This is a genomic window from Achromobacter sp. 1012554356, from assembly GCF_059760815.1.
Window position 1 is genome coordinate 42389 of the sequence record NZ_JCBANC010000015.1, and the last position, 15383, is coordinate 57771.

At 66.7% G+C, this 15383-nt stretch carries 14 protein-coding genes; all 14 read right to left on the reverse strand.

Annotated features, from left to right (window positions below; genetic code table 11):
* Positions 1-284 precede the first annotated feature (284 nt).
* Positions 285-1589 (reverse strand): ABC transporter substrate-binding protein, encoded by a 1305-nt coding sequence (locus AC6LJW_RS09950; RefSeq protein ID WP_498087169.1) that lies wholly within the window; start codon positions 1587-1589, stop codon positions 285-287.
* 37 nt (positions 1590-1626) lie between these two features.
* A complete protein-coding gene (locus AC6LJW_RS09955) occupies positions 1627-2751 on the reverse strand; it encodes a zinc-dependent alcohol dehydrogenase family protein (RefSeq protein ID WP_498087170.1) in 1125 nt (374 codons plus the stop codon).
* A gap of 86 nt (positions 2752-2837) precedes the next feature.
* The gene (locus AC6LJW_RS09960) at positions 2838-3590 is read right to left on the reverse strand and encodes a glucose 1-dehydrogenase (protein WP_427986508.1); all 753 of its coding nucleotides are present in this window, start codon (positions 3588-3590) and stop codon (positions 2838-2840) included.
* A 27-nt stretch (positions 3591-3617) separates the two neighbouring features.
* Positions 3618-5054 (reverse strand): aldehyde dehydrogenase family protein, encoded by a 1437-nt coding sequence (locus AC6LJW_RS09965; protein WP_498087171.1) that lies wholly within the window; start codon positions 5052-5054, stop codon positions 3618-3620.
* Between the two features lie 20 nt (positions 5055-5074).
* Complete coding sequence (locus tag AC6LJW_RS09970) at positions 5075-5731, reverse strand: ABC transporter ATP-binding protein (protein ID WP_056559215.1); 657 nt, start codon at positions 5729-5731, stop codon at positions 5075-5077.
* A gap of 3 nt (positions 5732-5734) precedes the next feature.
* Positions 5735-6475 carry an ABC transporter ATP-binding protein gene (locus AC6LJW_RS09975; protein WP_056559219.1) on the reverse strand — a complete coding sequence of 247 codons (741 nt, stop codon included), beginning with the start codon at positions 6473-6475 and terminating at the stop codon, positions 5735-5737.
* 2 nt (positions 6476-6477) lie between these two features.
* Positions 6478-7458, reverse strand: coding sequence for a branched-chain amino acid ABC transporter permease (locus AC6LJW_RS09980; RefSeq protein WP_056559223.1), 981 nt, complete (start codon positions 7456-7458; stop codon positions 6478-6480).
* Positions 7458-8363 (reverse strand): branched-chain amino acid ABC transporter permease, encoded by a 906-nt coding sequence (locus AC6LJW_RS09985; protein WP_056559226.1) that lies wholly within the window; start codon positions 8361-8363, stop codon positions 7458-7460. The genes AC6LJW_RS09980 and AC6LJW_RS09985 overlap by 1 nt, the downstream gene beginning before the upstream one ends.
* Before the next feature lie 245 nt (positions 8364-8608).
* The gene (locus AC6LJW_RS09990) at positions 8609-9187 is read right to left on the reverse strand and encodes a DUF4340 domain-containing protein (protein WP_235512002.1); all 579 of its coding nucleotides are present in this window, start codon (positions 9185-9187) and stop codon (positions 8609-8611) included.
* Positions 9184-10563, reverse strand: coding sequence for a GldG family protein (locus tag AC6LJW_RS09995; RefSeq protein WP_427986608.1), 1380 nt, complete (start codon positions 10561-10563; stop codon positions 9184-9186). Before AC6LJW_RS09995 ends, AC6LJW_RS09990 begins: the two co-directional genes overlap by 4 nt.
* Positions 10560-11273: an ABC transporter permease gene (locus tag AC6LJW_RS10000; protein ID WP_056559234.1), complete on the reverse strand. Its 714-nt coding sequence runs from the start codon at positions 11271-11273 to the stop codon at positions 10560-10562. Before AC6LJW_RS10000 ends, AC6LJW_RS09995 begins: the two co-directional genes overlap by 4 nt.
* A complete protein-coding gene (locus AC6LJW_RS10005) occupies positions 11270-12253 on the reverse strand; it encodes an ABC transporter ATP-binding protein (RefSeq protein ID WP_498087172.1) in 984 nt (327 codons plus the stop codon). The genes AC6LJW_RS10000 and AC6LJW_RS10005 overlap by 4 nt, the downstream gene beginning before the upstream one ends.
* 8 nt (positions 12254-12261) lie before the next feature.
* Positions 12262-13122 carry an N-acyl homoserine lactonase family protein gene (locus AC6LJW_RS10010; RefSeq protein ID WP_498087173.1) on the reverse strand — a complete coding sequence of 287 codons (861 nt, stop codon included), beginning with the start codon at positions 13120-13122 and terminating at the stop codon, positions 12262-12264.
* Between the two features lie 263 nt (positions 13123-13385).
* Entirely contained in the window at positions 13386-15377 is a 1992-nt protein-coding gene (locus AC6LJW_RS10015; RefSeq protein ID WP_056559241.1) for an aconitase family protein, read from the reverse strand.
* Positions 15378-15383: the final 6 nt, after the last annotated feature.

The window sequence follows — 15383 nt, forward strand, 5'->3', positions numbered from 1 at the left end:
AGGCGGCTGGAGTGGGCTGATGCCGGTGTCAGACACCCGGGTGAGACCATGCTGGGCTTGCCGCAGTGGTGCAAGGGTGTCTGACACCTGGAGACTGACTAAATGAGGTGTCTGACACCCTGGTGAGACGGTGCCGGGCTTGTTGCGGTGGTGCAAGGGTGTCAGACACCTGGCAGACCTGGCAGCGACTTGGCAACGCGCGCACCCGCCGCAAAAAAACGCCCCGGCCTTTACGCCGGGGCTATCCCTGCACCACACACTGCTGCTTGCTCTGTCCGTCCCGATCAGTTCGGGAACACCTTGATCTGGTCGCTCTTCAACACATCAGGCGTCAGGCTCTTTTCGATCCACGCCATCGACGTATCCGTCACCCCCGGCGTCACCAGTTCGGCCGGCACGATGGTGATGTCGGCCAGGACCTTGAATGGGTACTTGTCGCTCTTCTTGGTGACGCCGAACAGTTGCGCTTCCAAGGCTTGGCCGTCGGCGCGGTGCATTTTCACTTCGCGGCCGTAGCCCTTGAAGCTGACGTCGTGCATCGCGGCCGCGACCTGCTCAGGCGTGGGCCAGTTGCCGCCGTTGTCCTTGATGGCCTTTTCGTAGCCGGCCTTCAGGCCGTAGATGCCTTGCACCATGTGATAAACCGAGTAGATCGGATAGGCGCCGGTCTTGTCGTGGAATTTCTTCACGAAGGCCTGGTGCTTGGGATCGTCCTTGGTTTCGGGATGCAGGAAGTAGTGATCGCCACGCGCGCCGACCAGGACGCCTTCGGGCAGGGCATTGCCCAGGCGTTCCAGCGAGCTTTCGGCCAGCGACAGCACGAAGGTCGAGTTCTTGAACAGGTTGCGTTGCGAGGCCTGACGCACGAAGTTGTCCAGGTCGCCGCCCCACGAGGTGGAGACGATGACGTCCGGGCGCAGCGCCTGCAGGCGGCTGATTTCGGTGGAGAAGTCGGCGGCGCCGAACTTGGGGAACATCTCGGCGACGACCTTGACGTCGGGCTTGAACTTCTTGAGCGCGGCCAGGAAGATGTCGCGCGAATCGCGGCCCCAGGCGTAATCCTGGTTGACGATGGCGATTGTCTTGAAGTCGGGCTTGACCTTCATCAGGTACAGCACCTGCGCGACCATCTCGGTGGTGGCGTTGGCCTGCGTGCGCACGACGTACTTGTATTTCTTGCCTTCCAACGCCTTTTCCGTGCCGCAGTCCCACAGCACGTTCAGCACCTTCAGGTCCTCGGCCACGGGCGCGACGATGTTGCAGTGGCCGCTGGAAATGGCCGACAGCATCACGCGCGTGCCGCCTTCGGCCAGGCGCCGGTATTCGGACAAGAGCTTTTCGCCGCCGCCGCCTTCGTCGATGTAGCTGGGCACGATCTTGACGCCGTCGATGCCGCCGCCCGCGTTGATCTCTTCGATCAGGATGTCGGCCGCATCGCGCGCCGGCACGCCGAACACGGACGCCGAGCCCGACAGGAAGGTCGAGATGCCGACGTTCAGTTCCTTGGGTTTGTCGGCGGCGATGGCCAGCGTGGCCAGGCCCGACAGCAGGGTGGCGCCCAGCAAGGCCGCCAGTCTTGAGGTCTTCATGGTGTTGTCTCCAGTGTTGTTGATCGGGTCTGTGCCCTTAGAAAACGATGGCGTCGCGCAGGCTGCCGCCGGTGGCGAGGTGATCGAACCCCTCGTTGATCTGGTCCAGCGAAAACGATTGGCCCATCATCCTGTCGACCGGCAGGCGGCCGGCCTTGTACAGGTCGATGTAGCGGCCGATGTCGATGGCGGGCACGCCCGAGCCCAGGTAGCTGCCCCGGATCTCGCGCTCTTCGCCCACCATTTGCGACAGCGACAGCGGGAAGCTGAACTTGGGATTGGGCAGGCCGGACGTGACCGTGGCGCCGCCGCGGCGCGTGAGCTTGTAGGCGGTCTCGAAGGCGGGCACGGCGCCCGCCATGTCAAAGCCGAAGTCCACGCGGCCGCCGGCCAGATCCATGAGGTCGTCGTCGGTCTTGACCTGCTTCGGGTTGACGAGGTGCGTGGCGCCCAGCTCTTTCGCCAGCGCCAGTTTTTCGTCGCTGAGGTCGATGGCGACCACGCGGCGCGCGCCCGCGGCAACGGCGGCCAGCAGCGCGCTCAGGCCCACGCCGCCCAGCCCGACGATCGCGGCGGTGTCGCCCACCTTGATGCGCGCGCGGTTGATGACGGCGCCGGCGCCGGTCAGCACGGCGCATCCGAACAGCGCGGCCTCGCGGTGGGACAGTTCGACATTCACCTTGACGCACGAGCGCCGCGACACCACGGCGTATTCCGCGAAGCAGGACACGCCGGTGTGATGGTTGATGTATTCGTCGCCGATGTGCAGGCGGCGCTCGCCGCCCAGCAACGTTCCCTTGGTGTTGGCCACCGCGCCCGGTTCGCACAGCGCGGGCCGGCCTTCCATGCAGGGGTTGCAGCAGCCGCAGCTGGGCACGAACACCATGGCAACGTGATCGCCGGCCTTCAGGTCCGTGACGCCCGGCCCGGTTTCCACGACTTCGCCGGACGACTCATGGCCCAGCACGATCGGCACGCCGCGCGGCCGGTCGCCATTGATGACGGACAGGTCCGAATGGCACAGGCCGGCCGCACGGATCCTGACCAGCACTTCACCGAACCCGGGCGGGTCCAGCTCGATATCCGCGATGGTCAGGGGCCGGGTCTGCGCATACGGTCCTTCGACCCCCACTTGCCGCAATAACGCCGCTTTGATTTTCATGCGTCTTCATCCACAGAAGTGATCCGGACCGCGGGCGGTCGCGGCATCCGGCACGCCGCGACCCCGCGGCAAGCCGGCGTCCAAACCTATACCGTGCGCCCGCCGTCGACGGGGAATTCCACGCCCGTGATGAACTCGGCGGCATCGCTGGCCAGAAACAGCGCGGCCGCGGCCACGTCGGACGGCTGGCAGAAGCGGCCGAGCGGAATGGTCGACACGAACTTCGCGCGGTTCTCGGGGGTGTCGGGCAAGCCCATGAAGAGTTCGAACATGCCGGTCACGCCCATGACCGGGCAGATGGCGTTGACGCGGATGCCTTCGCCACCCAGCTCCACGGCCATCGACTTGGACAGCACGTTGACCGCGCCTTTGGACGCGTTGTACCAGCTGAGGCCCGGGCGCGGACGGATGCCGGCCGTCGACCCGATGTTCAGGATCACGCCGCGCTTCTGGCGGCGCATGACGGGCACGACGGCCTGGGCCATGTGATAGATCGACTTCACGTTGATGTCGAACATACGGTCGAAGGTAGCCTCGTCCACGTCCAGCATCGGCTGGTTCTTGTGGGTGATGGCAGCGTTGTTGACTACGATGTCCACAGTACCGAATTTGTCGAGCGCGGCGCGCACCACGTTGTCGATGTCGGCGCGGCTGGACACGTCGGCCTTCACGGCCAGCGCGGCGTCGCCGATTTCGGCCGCCACGCGGTCGGCGGCCTCTTTATTGATGTCGGCGATCACGACCTTGGCGCCTTCCTTGGCGTACAGCTTGACGATGCCCTCGCCGAAACCGTTACCGCCGCCCGTGACGATCGCAACCTTGCCTTGCAACTGGCTCATTTCTTGTCTCCGTATTGTGCGCGGCGATCACTCGCCATAGAACTGAATCAGAGTCTTGGTCGTGCTCATCTCTTCCAGCGCGATGAAGCCTTTTTCCCGGCCGTGGCCGCTTTTCTTGACGCCGCCGAATGGCAGTTCGACACCGCCGCCCGCGCCGAAGCCGTTGATGTAGACCTGGCCGCACTTGATGCCGCGCGCCACGCGCTGCTGGCGTCCGCCGTTCTCGGTCCAGACCGCGCCCAACAGGCCGTAATCGGTGGCGTTGGCCAAGCGGATCGCCTCGGCCTCATCCGCGAAGGGCAGCGCGACCAGCACCGGCCCGAAGATCTCCTGCGTCAGCAGGTCGCTGTCATGGCTGGTGGCGGCGAAAAGCGTGGGTTTGACGAAATAGCCGCCCTGCGGCACGCCATCGGCAATGCCGCCCTCGGCCGCGACCTGCAGGCCCTCGGACAGGCCCTTGGCGATGTAGCGGTTGACGCGGTCGTACTGCGCCTTGTTGACGACGGGCCCGCACGTCAGGTCCATGTCCGGCGTGCCGGCACGCACCTTCGAGAACTCCTCGCCCAGCGCCTTCATGAAGTCGTCGTAGATGCCCTTTTGCACCAGCAGCCGGCTGCCCGCCGTGCAGGTCTGGCCGGTGTTGTGGACGATGCCCTTGACGATGGCCGGAATGGCGAGCTTGTAGTTGGCGTCGTCAAAGACGATGTGCGCCGACTTGCCGCCCAGTTCCAGCACGCACTTGACCGCGTTGAGCGCGGCGGCCTGCTGGACCAGCACGCCGACTTCGTTCGAGCCGGTGAAGGTGATGAAGTTGATGCCGGGATGGCGCGACAGCGCAGCGCCGGCCTCTTCGCCCAGCCCCGAGACGATGTTCAGCGCGCCCGGCGGAAAGCCGACTTCCAGCGCCAGTTCGGCCACGCGGATGATCGACAGGCACGCGTCCTCGGCAGGCTTGACCACCGCCGCGTTGCCCATTGCAAGCGCCGGCGCCACGCTGCGGCCGAACATCTGCGCGGGGTAGTTCCACGGAATGATGTGTGCGGTGACGCCCAGCGGCTCGCGGATGAGCTGCACCGAATAGTCCTTCTGGAACGGGATGGTCTGGCCGTGCACCTTGTCGGCCGCGCCGCCGTAGAACTCGAAGTAGCGAGCCAGCACGGTGATGTCGCCGCGCGCGGTGGACATGGGCTTGCCGGTATCGCGCGATTCCAGTTGCGCCAGTTCCTCGTGGTGCGCCAGCACGCTTTCGCCCAGGCGCATCAGCAGGCGGCCGCGTTCCAGCGCCGTCATGTCGCCCCAGGAGCCTTCCAGCGCGTCGCGGGCGGCTTGCACGGCCGCGTTGACGTCGGCCTGCTGGCCGCGCGGAATGGTGGTGAACACCTCGCCGTCTACGGGGGAAACGACCTCGATCGTGCGCCCGTCCTGGGCATCGACCTGGCGGCCGCCGATAATCATCTGCGTCATGGGAATGTCTCCGTGGGGTATCAGTTCAGCGTGATCGAGCCGCGCTCGATCGTCCATATCTGGTCGGGGATGTCGCCCAGCAGCTTCACGTTGGATTCGGTGATGACCACGCACAGGTCGGGCTGCATTTCCTTGAGCCGGCCCAGCGCCTCGGTGTAGTCGCGCGCCAGCTTGGGCGCGAGCCCCTGAAAGGGTTCATCCAGCATCAAGAGCCGCGTGCCGACCATGACGGCCCGTGCCAGCGCCACCATCTTGCCCTGCCCGCCCGACAGCGCGGAGCCGGACCGCTTGAGCATCGGCTCCAGTTGCGGCACCACCTTCAGCACGGTGTCCATGCGAGCCTGAATCTCGGCCTTGGACTGGCCCTGCACCTCGCACGGCAGGTGCAGGTTTTCCTCGACGGTCATGGTCGGGAAGATGACGCGGTCTTCGGGCGCGTAGCCCACCTTCATTGCGGCGCGCTTGTGGCCGGGCAACGCGGTGAGGTCGGTGCCGTCGAATGCAATCTTGCCGGAGCGGATACGCGTCAAACCCATGATGGTGCGCAGCAGCGTGGTCTTGCCCGCGCCATTGCGCCCGACGATGCCGATGGTGCGGGACGCTTCGAAGCTGGCGCTGACGTCGCGCAGGATGCGATTGCCCGCCAGGTCGACGTTGATGGCCGATAGATTCAACATGGTTCAGGCCCCCAGCACTTCGCTTCTGATCTGCGGATTATTCAAGACTTCCTCGGGCGATCCGTCCGCGGCCACCTTGCCCGCGATCCAGGCCGCCACGCGGGTGGCGTAGCGCGACACGATGTCCACGTCGTGCTCGACGAACCAGCTTGTCACGCGGCGCTCGTCCAGCGCGTGCATCACGGTTTCCATCAACGCGAACTTGTCTTCCGAAGCGACACCGCTGGTGGGCTCGTCCATGATCAGCAGCTTGGGCTGCAGCGCCAGCGCCATCGCCACGTCCAGCAGCTTGCGCTTGCCTTCGGGCAGCTCGATGCAGGCTTCGTCGGCGTCGGGCAAGAGGCCCACCAGCTCCAGCGTGGCGTCCACCTCGCGCGCGTCGATGGTGCTTTCCAGCGACCGGAACCAGCTCAGTTCCTTGTTGCGGCGAGCGGCCGCGATCTGTACGCACTGGCGCACGGTGTGTTCGGTGAACAGCTGCGGCAGCTGGAACGAGCGCCCCATGCCCAGGCGCACGATCTTGCGCGGCGCCATGGCGGTGACGTCCTTGCCGTCGAAATAGACCTTGCCCTTGGCGGGCGTCAGGTACCCCGTGCAGATGTTGATGAACGTGGTCTTGCCCGCGCCGTTCTGGCCGATCACCGCCAGGCGTTCGCCTTCGTGCAGTTCGAAGTTGATGTTGTCGGCGGCCACCACGCCGCCGAAGGCGAGGTACAGGTCGGTGGTTTGAATGAGGGGTTTCATCATCAGTTCCTTGCTGCGACCTGCACGGGCGCCTGCGCGCGGCGTTGCGCACGTTCACGCGATTTGATGCGCTTGGTGATCTGGCCCACGAAGCCGGTGGGGAACATGAAGATGACCAGGATCAGCGTGAGGCCCAACAGGAACTGCCAGAGACCCGGGAAGTAGGCGGCGGACACGAGCTTTACGGATTCAAAGCCCACCGCGCCCAGGAATGCGCCGGCGGCATGGCCCGCGCCGCCCAGGATGGTGATGAAGACGAATTCGCCCGAGCGCAGCCACGAGCCGATTTCCGGCGTGACCAGCCCTTGCATCAGCGCAAGGATCGCGCCCGAAAAACCCACCACCACCGCCGACAGCAGATAGCCCTTCCACATGATGAAGTACGCGGAAAACCCCAGGTATTCGATCCGCGTTTCGTTGGTCTTGATGGCCGACAGCGCCTGGCCGCTGCCCGAGCGGAAGTAACGCTGCACCCACCACGCCAGCACCAGCGACAGGACCAGCGTCAGCACCAGCAGCGCGCGTTCGAAGGATTCGCGCTCCATCACGATGCCGGCCATGGTCGGGCGCACGATGCGCATGCCGTCGGAGCCCCCGGTCAGCGTGTAGAGCTTGCCCAAGAGCGCAAACAGCACCATGCTGAGCGCCAAATTCAACATGCCGAAGAAGATGCCGCGGTAACGCACCACGAACAGGCCGATGACGACGGCGGCGACAAAACTGGCGACAACGCCGGCCAGGATCAGCGCCAGCGCATCCAGGCCGGGCATGGCCTTGGCCAGAAACGCCACGGTGTACGCCGAGATGCAGGCAAACATGGCGTGGCCGAACGAGATCTGGCCAGCGCGCGCCATCACCGACACGCCCAGTGCGGCAATCGCATAGGTCAGGCCGATGACGATGGGCGTGATCGTCCAGGAATAGGTGTAGCCAAGGAACAGCGTGAACAGCGCGGCCAGCAGGCTGAGGACAGGGACTTTCATCAGATCGTCCTCGCTTGAGCAACGGTGAACAGACCGTGCGGGCGGATGATCAGCACCAGCACCATGATGATGTAGGGCACGGCAACTTCCAGCTCCGGCGCGGCGTACACAGCGATGGCGCGGATGATGCCGATGAGCAGCGCGGCGATCAGCGCGCCGGTGATCTGGCCCAGCCCGGCGGTGGCGACCACCGCGAACGACAGCACCGTCATGTCGGTGCCGGCGCCTGGCACGAGCGATGTGGTGGGCGAGGCCAGCGCTCCGCCCAAGGCGCCGAGGATGGTCGCGATCACGAAGGTGACGTAGCCGATCTTCTTGGCGTTGATGCCGAGCGACGTCGCGACTTCGCGGTGGTGTGTGGTTGCTACCGTCTGCTTGCCCAGCTTGGTGTGGCGCAGGAAGAATTCCAGGCACACGTAGGCCAGCAGCGCCGTGGCGGGCACCACCACCAGCTGATACGTGGTGTAGGTGATGTCCCCGATCTCGATGTTGCCCAGCCGGTTGACGACTTCGCTGGCGCTATAGGGCTGCGCGCCCCACAGCAGGCGCTGGATGTCTTCCAGCATCAGGAACGCGCCGAAGGTAAGCAGCAGCTTGAGGATGGGGTCGTAGTTCTGGGCGCGGCGGATCAGGACGAATTCCATGATGCTGCCCAGCAGCAGCCCGACCGCGATGGCCGCCACGAACAACGCCGCGAAAAGAAGGATGGGAGAGTCGGTCTTGGGGGCCACGAACATGACGAGGCTGGCTGCGGCATAACCGCCGAAGGCGTAGAACGCGCCGTGGGCGACGTTCAGTATCCCCATCACACCGAACACCAGGGTTAACCCCATCGATACCAGGAACAGCAGACTGGCGTATGCCACGCCGTCCACCAAGGCGAGAGGCAGTAGATCCAAGGTCAAGCGTCTTCTCCCAATACGCTGAGCACGGACGCGACGAACCGTCAGGAGCGCGCGGCGTGCGGGCTTGCGCCCGGGCGCGCCCGGCGCGCCCTTGTCTCGTTATCAACCTTTCCGTGCCGTCTTGCGCAGGCTGCGCAAGGTGCCGGAAGGCCCTTTTATTGCAGGCTGCAGACCCGTCCCGCTACCGCTTTGGGCCTGCCCGCCTGTCTATGTTTGCGAAGTATAGGTAGGGGTTTATCGGCGACCTATTTATCTTTGTGCAAGGCGGGTTTAACAAGCGGTGGAGTGGCGGCGGACGCCCCCAGCGCCGCCAGCGGCGCCCGGGTTTGATAGTCCGGGATAATCCGGATCTGCGCCTCATCCGGCAGTCGTACATAACGGCCTAATCCATCTGGCGCCAGCGCGCCGACGTCCAGCTTCGCCAAGCTCGCGCCCGTGGCATCGCGCACGTCGATGCGCAGTTGCGGCGGCGCGAGGCCATAGGTTTCGCCGTCCTGCGGGGGCAGCGTGCGGTCGCTGCGCGCCTGTGAAAACAGCGCGATGAAGTCGGCCGCGTCAAAGCCTGCGGCGGCGCCCGGCGGCGTGGCGGTCCAGCCCTGCGGGCCGCGCGCCAATTGGACGGTTCCCGCGGGACCTGCCAACGTCACCTGCGCGGCCATGCCGGGCTCCCAGGCGTAAAGTCTGGCGGGCTTGCCGCGGTCGTCGTGCAGATGGGTATGACCGTCGTGATGCGCCGGCGATTCGGCGGCCTCGTGCCATTGCCACACCGACAGCGCAATGCCCGCTGCCAGCAGCGCCGGCCATAGCGCGCGGCGCGCATTCAACGCCGCCTCCACCACAGCAGCAGCCCCGTCAGCAACGCAAGCAGCGGCAACGCGACCGTGCTGGTCCAGAACACCGCGCGCATCTGGCGGTTGGTCAGTTCCACGCGGCGGTTCTCGTAGTGACGGGGCCGGATCGTCAGGAGCGCGTCTTCGCCCGCCAGCAGGGTGACGGCATTGGTGAACAGCGCGCCGTTGCCCAGTGTCGCGAAATGCCGGTTGATCGCGAAATCGCTATCGCCCGCGACCAGCAGCGTGGGATGCGCGGCCCCGTCCGCATTGGCCGCCTGCGCGTTGCGCGTGGCCAGCGCCATCAGCGTGTAGCGTGACGGCGGCTGGCCGGGCACCTGCGCATCGGCGGAGGTCTGCGCCAGCGGCGTCACCACCACGCCGGGCGGCAGCGCGTCGCCCGCGGGTTCCAGGCCGGCCGCGCCCGGAAAGAAGCTAAGCGGCAAGCCGCGCGTCATCTTGTGCCGCGTGTAGTCGCTGACGGCGGGACTGCCGGGATCGTTGCGGTAATGGCTGCCCGCATCGGCCAGCGCGCCCGGCGCCAACGCGATGCCGAAGTCGGACAGCAGACCGTCCAGGCCGTGCCGGGTATCGGGTTCCAGGAGCAACAGCGTCTTGCCCCCCGCGCCGGTCCAGCGGCGCAGCGCCTGGGCGTCATCGTCGCCAAACGGCGTGCGCGGACCGGCCGCCACCACGACAGCGCAGCGCGGCAATGCCTGCGCCAGGCTGCCCGCGCCCACCGCGCGCGTCGAAAACCCCAGCGTCTGCAACGCGTTGCGCGCCATCGCCATGCCGTGTTGTTCATGCACCTCGACACGCGCCACCAGGTTCTCGTCGTGATCGTGGTCTTCCAGGTCGTCCAGTGAAGTCAGGCTGTCGAGCGGCGCTTCGCGATGGCCCTGCGTGAAGCAGACGGTCTGCGCGCCGTTCTGGCTGATGCGGATGAGCGCATTGGTGAAGTCGGTTTCGGTGCCGCCGTTGATGGTAGTGCGCCGCTCGCCCGAGGCCAGCACGGCGCTGCCCGCAAACTGGATGCCGGCGGCGCGCGCTTCGGCCGGTCGCAGTGCGGGGTCGACCCCGCGCACGCGGATCAACGGATTCTCGCGTTCGTACTGGCGCAGCAGCTCCAGCGCGTCGACCATGCTTTTGTTGCGCAGGTCGTAGAACCAGGTCACCTCGACGGGCTGGCGCACCTGCCGCGCGACCTCCAGGCTTTCGGGGGCCAGGCTGTACACGCGCTGCGCGGTCAAATCGATGCGGCCCAGATTCCGCGACGCCCACAGGTTCAGCGCCAGCAGCAACGCGGCAACGGCCAGCACGGGCAGCCACAACACCAGCCGCCGCCCGGCGCGGCGCACGGCGGGGCTCATCGCAGCCTCCAGCGTTTCAGGTTGACCGATGCCACCATCAGCGCCAGCACCGCCACGCTGGCCAGCGTGACGGTGGCGGGACCGGGCAGCACGCCCCGGATGAAGTCCACGTGCTGCGCCGACAGCGACAAGGCCTGAAAGAACGGCGACAGCGCCGGAAACGTATCCAGCGCCGCCGGATAGTCGATGAACCACAGCAGCACAAGGATGCCCCACGTGGCGCTGGCGGCGACGATCTGGTTCGAGCAGGCGCTGGACACGGCAATGCCGATCGCCAGGAACAGCGCGCCGTACAGGAACACGCCGATGTACCCGCCCACGATGGGACCGTAGTCCGGTTGGCCGTACCAGGCCAGCGGCAGCACCGCCGACATCGTACCGGCCAACATCAGCGCCAGCATGGTCAGCCCCGCCGCGAACTTGGCGGCGACCAGCGTGACGTCCGACAGCGGCAGGGTCAGCAACAGCTCCAGCGTGCCCTGGCGCGCCTCTTCGGCGAAGGCTCGCATGCTGACCAGTGGCATCACCAACATCAGCAGGATGGTCATGTTGTGAAACGCCGTCACCATCTGCCCGGTGCTGACGAAGAACAGGTTGAAGCTGAACAGATAGCCCGACAGGGCCCAGAACACCGCCACGACGGCCAGCGCCACGGGCGAGCCGAAGTCGGTGCGCAGTTCCTTGCGGTACAACGCCGCGAAGCCCTTCATGCGCGTCTCCGTAATGGGGGATCGTTGGGCGCGAGCGCCGCCAGCAGGCGGGCTTCGACCGCTTCGTGCGCGGGCAGCACGGCGCGCAGTTCCGCGTGCGCCAGCGCGGTGCGCATCACGGCGTCGCAGGCGGCCGCGCTGGTGGCCGCGTGGGTGGCCACATTTGCACCGGGCGGGTCCCACGTGACGCGCCACTTGCTGGTGCCGGCATCCAGCAGCGTGATGTCCACGGCCTTCACGCCCGGGCACGCGGACAACGCCGCGTGCAATGCGGCATGCCCGGCGGTGGGCAGGGACAGCTGCAATTGCAGCGCGGCCCGCGATTCGCCCAGCGGCTGGTCCTCGATCAGCCGGCCTTGCCGCAGGATGGCGATGCGCGAGCACAGCGCCTCGACCTCCTGCATCAAGTGGCTGCTGAACACCACTGCGCGGCCTTCGGCGCAGCGCCGGATCATTGCGCGCGCTTCCACGATCTGCACGGGATCCAGGCCGTTGGTGGCTTCGTCCAGCAACAGCACCGGCGGGTCGTTCAGCACCGCCTGCGCCAGCCCCACGCGCTGGCGCTGCCCCTTGGACAGGCGGCCGATCACCGAGCGCGCCACGCCTTGCAGATCGAAGCCGTCAATGGCGCGTTCGATGGCCAGGCGGCGCGCGCTGGCGCCGCCCTGCACTTTGACGCCCGCGCCAAATTCCAGGTATTGCGTGACCGTCAGCGCGTCATAGAGCGGCGCGCGTTCGGGCAGATAGCCGATGTCGACGTTGCCGCGGCCCGGTGCGGGCTCGCGCCCCCGGATCGTGATGCGCCCGCTGTCGGGTGTGTAGAAGCCCGCCATCAGGCGCAGCGTGGTGGTCTTGCCGCTGCCGTTCGGTCCCAGCAGGCCCAGGATCTCCCCCGGCCTGACGGACAGGCTGAGGGATTCCAGGACCTGGCGGGATCCGAACGACTTGCAGACCTGGTGCAAGGCGACGGCGGGCTCCATGGCGCGCCTTAGTCGAACACTTTGGTTTTCGCGTTCTGCGCGTGCTGCTCCGCGTCATGGCTGTACCAGAGCTGCCCCTGGCGCGCGTCGCGAATCCGCTTGAGGCGGTCGATGGCCTGCATGGACGCCGCCGTGTTCCAGGTGATGCCCGGAATGACGCCCGCTTCGTTTTCACCGGTATAGATGGCGTCGGCCGCCAGCAGCACGACGCCGGTCTTGGGCAGCTTGACCTGCAGCGATTGGTGGCCCTGCGTGTGGCCCTTGGTGTCCAGCAGCACGATGGTGCCGTCGCCGAACAGATCGAAGTCGCCCTCGACCTGGATGAAGTCATAGTCGCGCGTGGTGTCGAAGTCCTTCATGACGTAGGCCGCGCGCTGGAATTTCTCGGGCCACCAGGCGGCGCGCAGCTCGGCTTTCTGCACGACGTGCTTGGCCTTGGGGAACATCTTGATGTTGCCGGCGTGATCCAGATGGAAGTGCGAGTACACGACGTACTTCACGTCGCTCACGTCAAAGCCGGCGGCCTTGAGCTGGCGGTCGATGACCTCGTCGCGGCCCTGGATGGAATTGAACGCGCCGCACAGCCCCTGTCCCCAGTAATTGGCGCAGTTGCCGTCGGCCGTGGCCTGGTTCATGCCGGTGTCGAACAGCACCAGGCCGCGCGGATGCTGGATCACGTAGGCAGGCACCGGAATCTTGATCTTGGTGCCCACGTCGACCATGGCGGTCATGAAGCCTTTGTCCAGTTCGATCTTGCCCACCGACAGTTGCATCAGCTTCACGTCCACCGGCGGCGCATCGGCGGCGTGCGCCCATCCGCCCGCCATGACCGCCACCGCCCCAACCATTGCCTTCCAGCTCTTGCTCATTGTTGTCTCCTCGGACCAACAGGGGGAAGCCGCAGCCCGGACGGCGCGGCCGATCAGCAAGCTCCCGGTGTGTCCCGGGTTCACAACGTCGACAGGGTGTTTTCCGTGCGAAGGCGCCTTGCGGCGGGCCGCGATCAATGCGCGCGACCGGAAACGGCATCTGGCGGCCGTTTTCTCTGTTGCGCACTCTGACGCAGCCCGGTTTGGCTGCCAATTAAGGATTTGTGAAGCAGGGCTTCGCGGCGCGCGAAGTGGGGGGAACCCTAGTACCGCGCCTGCAGTTCGGCAAACGACGCCAGCTCTCCGGCCAGCGCGCTCGCCATGACCGTGGGCGGGCTGGCCAGCCAGACGCTGCCGGGCCCCGATCTGCCCGGAAAATTCCGGTTGATGGCGCTGATCGTCACCTGCGACGCCTCGGTCGACGACCCCGGCCCGCAATTCGCGCACGCGCCGCACGACGGCTGCAGGATGCGCGCGCCCACAGCGGCAAAGGTCTTGTCGTAGCCCTGCGCCACGCAGTAGTCGCGCACGGCCGTGGTGCCGTATTGCAGATACAGCGTCACGCCGTCCGGCAACCGCAGTCCGCGCGCCACGGCCCACGCCAGCACCTGGTGGTAGTAGTCGAAATCCTCGCGCTTGCCGGCGGTACAGGAGCCGCCATACGCAATGTCGATGCGCGGCCGCGCGGTCAGGCTGGACAACGGCACGCCGTTGCCGGGGTCTCCGGGCGATGCCACCAGCGGCGACAGCGTGGCGCAGTCCACGCGCAGGACGGCGGCGTAGCCGGCGTCCGGATCGCTGCGCATCCACGGTTCAATGCCGGCGTCCACCCCGCGGCGTTCACGCAGGAAGCGGGCGGTCTCGGCGTCTGGCGCGACGATGCCTGTCAGTCCGCCCAGTTCGGCGGTCATGTTGGTCAGCGTGGCGCGCTCGTCGATGGACAGACTGGCGATGGCCTCGCCCGCAAACTCGAACACCTTGCCCACGCCGGCGCCCGCGCGGATTTCGGGCAACGCCAGCAGGTGCAGCACGATGTCCTTGGCCGTCACCCCTTGCGCCGGCGCACCGTCCAGTTCGATGCGCAGCGAGGCCGGCAGCGTCAGCCGCACCGCGCCCGTGACGAACGCGTTCGCCATATCGGTGGTGCCCACGCCAAAGGCCACGCAACCCAGCGCTCCGCTGTGCGGGGTGTGCGAGTCGGTGCCGACCACGACCTGTCCCGGCAGCGCGTAGTGTTCGGCCATCATGGCGTGCGAGATGCCAGCCACGTTGGCGCCGGTGTCGCGCGCCGCCTCGGCCTCAGTCAGCGTGCGATGTTGGCGCAGCCCGTAAGCGTCGGCGAAGTCGCGCTGCGCCTGGCACATGGCGCGCACATTGGGCACGATGCCCGCGCGCACGTGGTTGGGGCTTTCCTCGACGTAGGAGGTGTGGTCCTCGAACACCACGATGCGATCCGGGTCCGCCAATCGCAGGGGCCGGCCGAACCGCGCATGCAGCATATGGGCGGCCATGCCGGAGTAGTACTCATGGATGAAGCGCCAGTCCGCGCGCAGGAAGACGCCGTCGCCTTGCTGCGGGTCCGCCGCGGTCGCGGGCGTTTGCAGGAGATGCCGCCGGACGATTTTTTCGAAGAGCGTGCGCGGCGGCGCGCCAGCCATGTCGGAAGATTCAGCGGCGGATTCGGCGGCGGGCGTCACATCGCGCAACTGCGCCTGCCCAAACGCCAGCAGACCGCCCGCCTTGACGATCGCCGCCGCCAACGCGTCGCGCCCAGCCACGATCTCATCAACCGTGATGCGCTCGCCCCCTTGCAGCCGCGCCACCAGTCCCATGTCGGTGCTGGTGTACAGCCCGATGTTGTCGGCGTTCTGGCGGTAGATGCGCTCGAAGCTTTCGGCGATCACCAGCCGCACGCCGGCGGACTTCTCGGCCATCGGGCTGTGCTCGCGCGACGAGCCCTTGCCGTACCGCTTGCCCGCGACGACGACGTTGATGCCCGACTGCCGGATGGCGTCGATGCCGATGGGCTGGGTGTCGCCCGCCCGAAAGCCCGTGTACGGATACCGGCCCAGTTTCTCGTCGAAGTGAGTCAGGATCGGCACCGGCGTGATCTCGTCGGTGGAGATGTCGTCGCGCAGTGGCGCGGCGTCAAGCAGAGTCAGCGCCGCGCCGCCCAGTTGCGCGGCCACGCGGGCCGGGTCCTGCGCCAGAAACAGCAGGCGGGCCGGGGCGTCGAGTAAAGATGCGGAAGTCATGGCAAT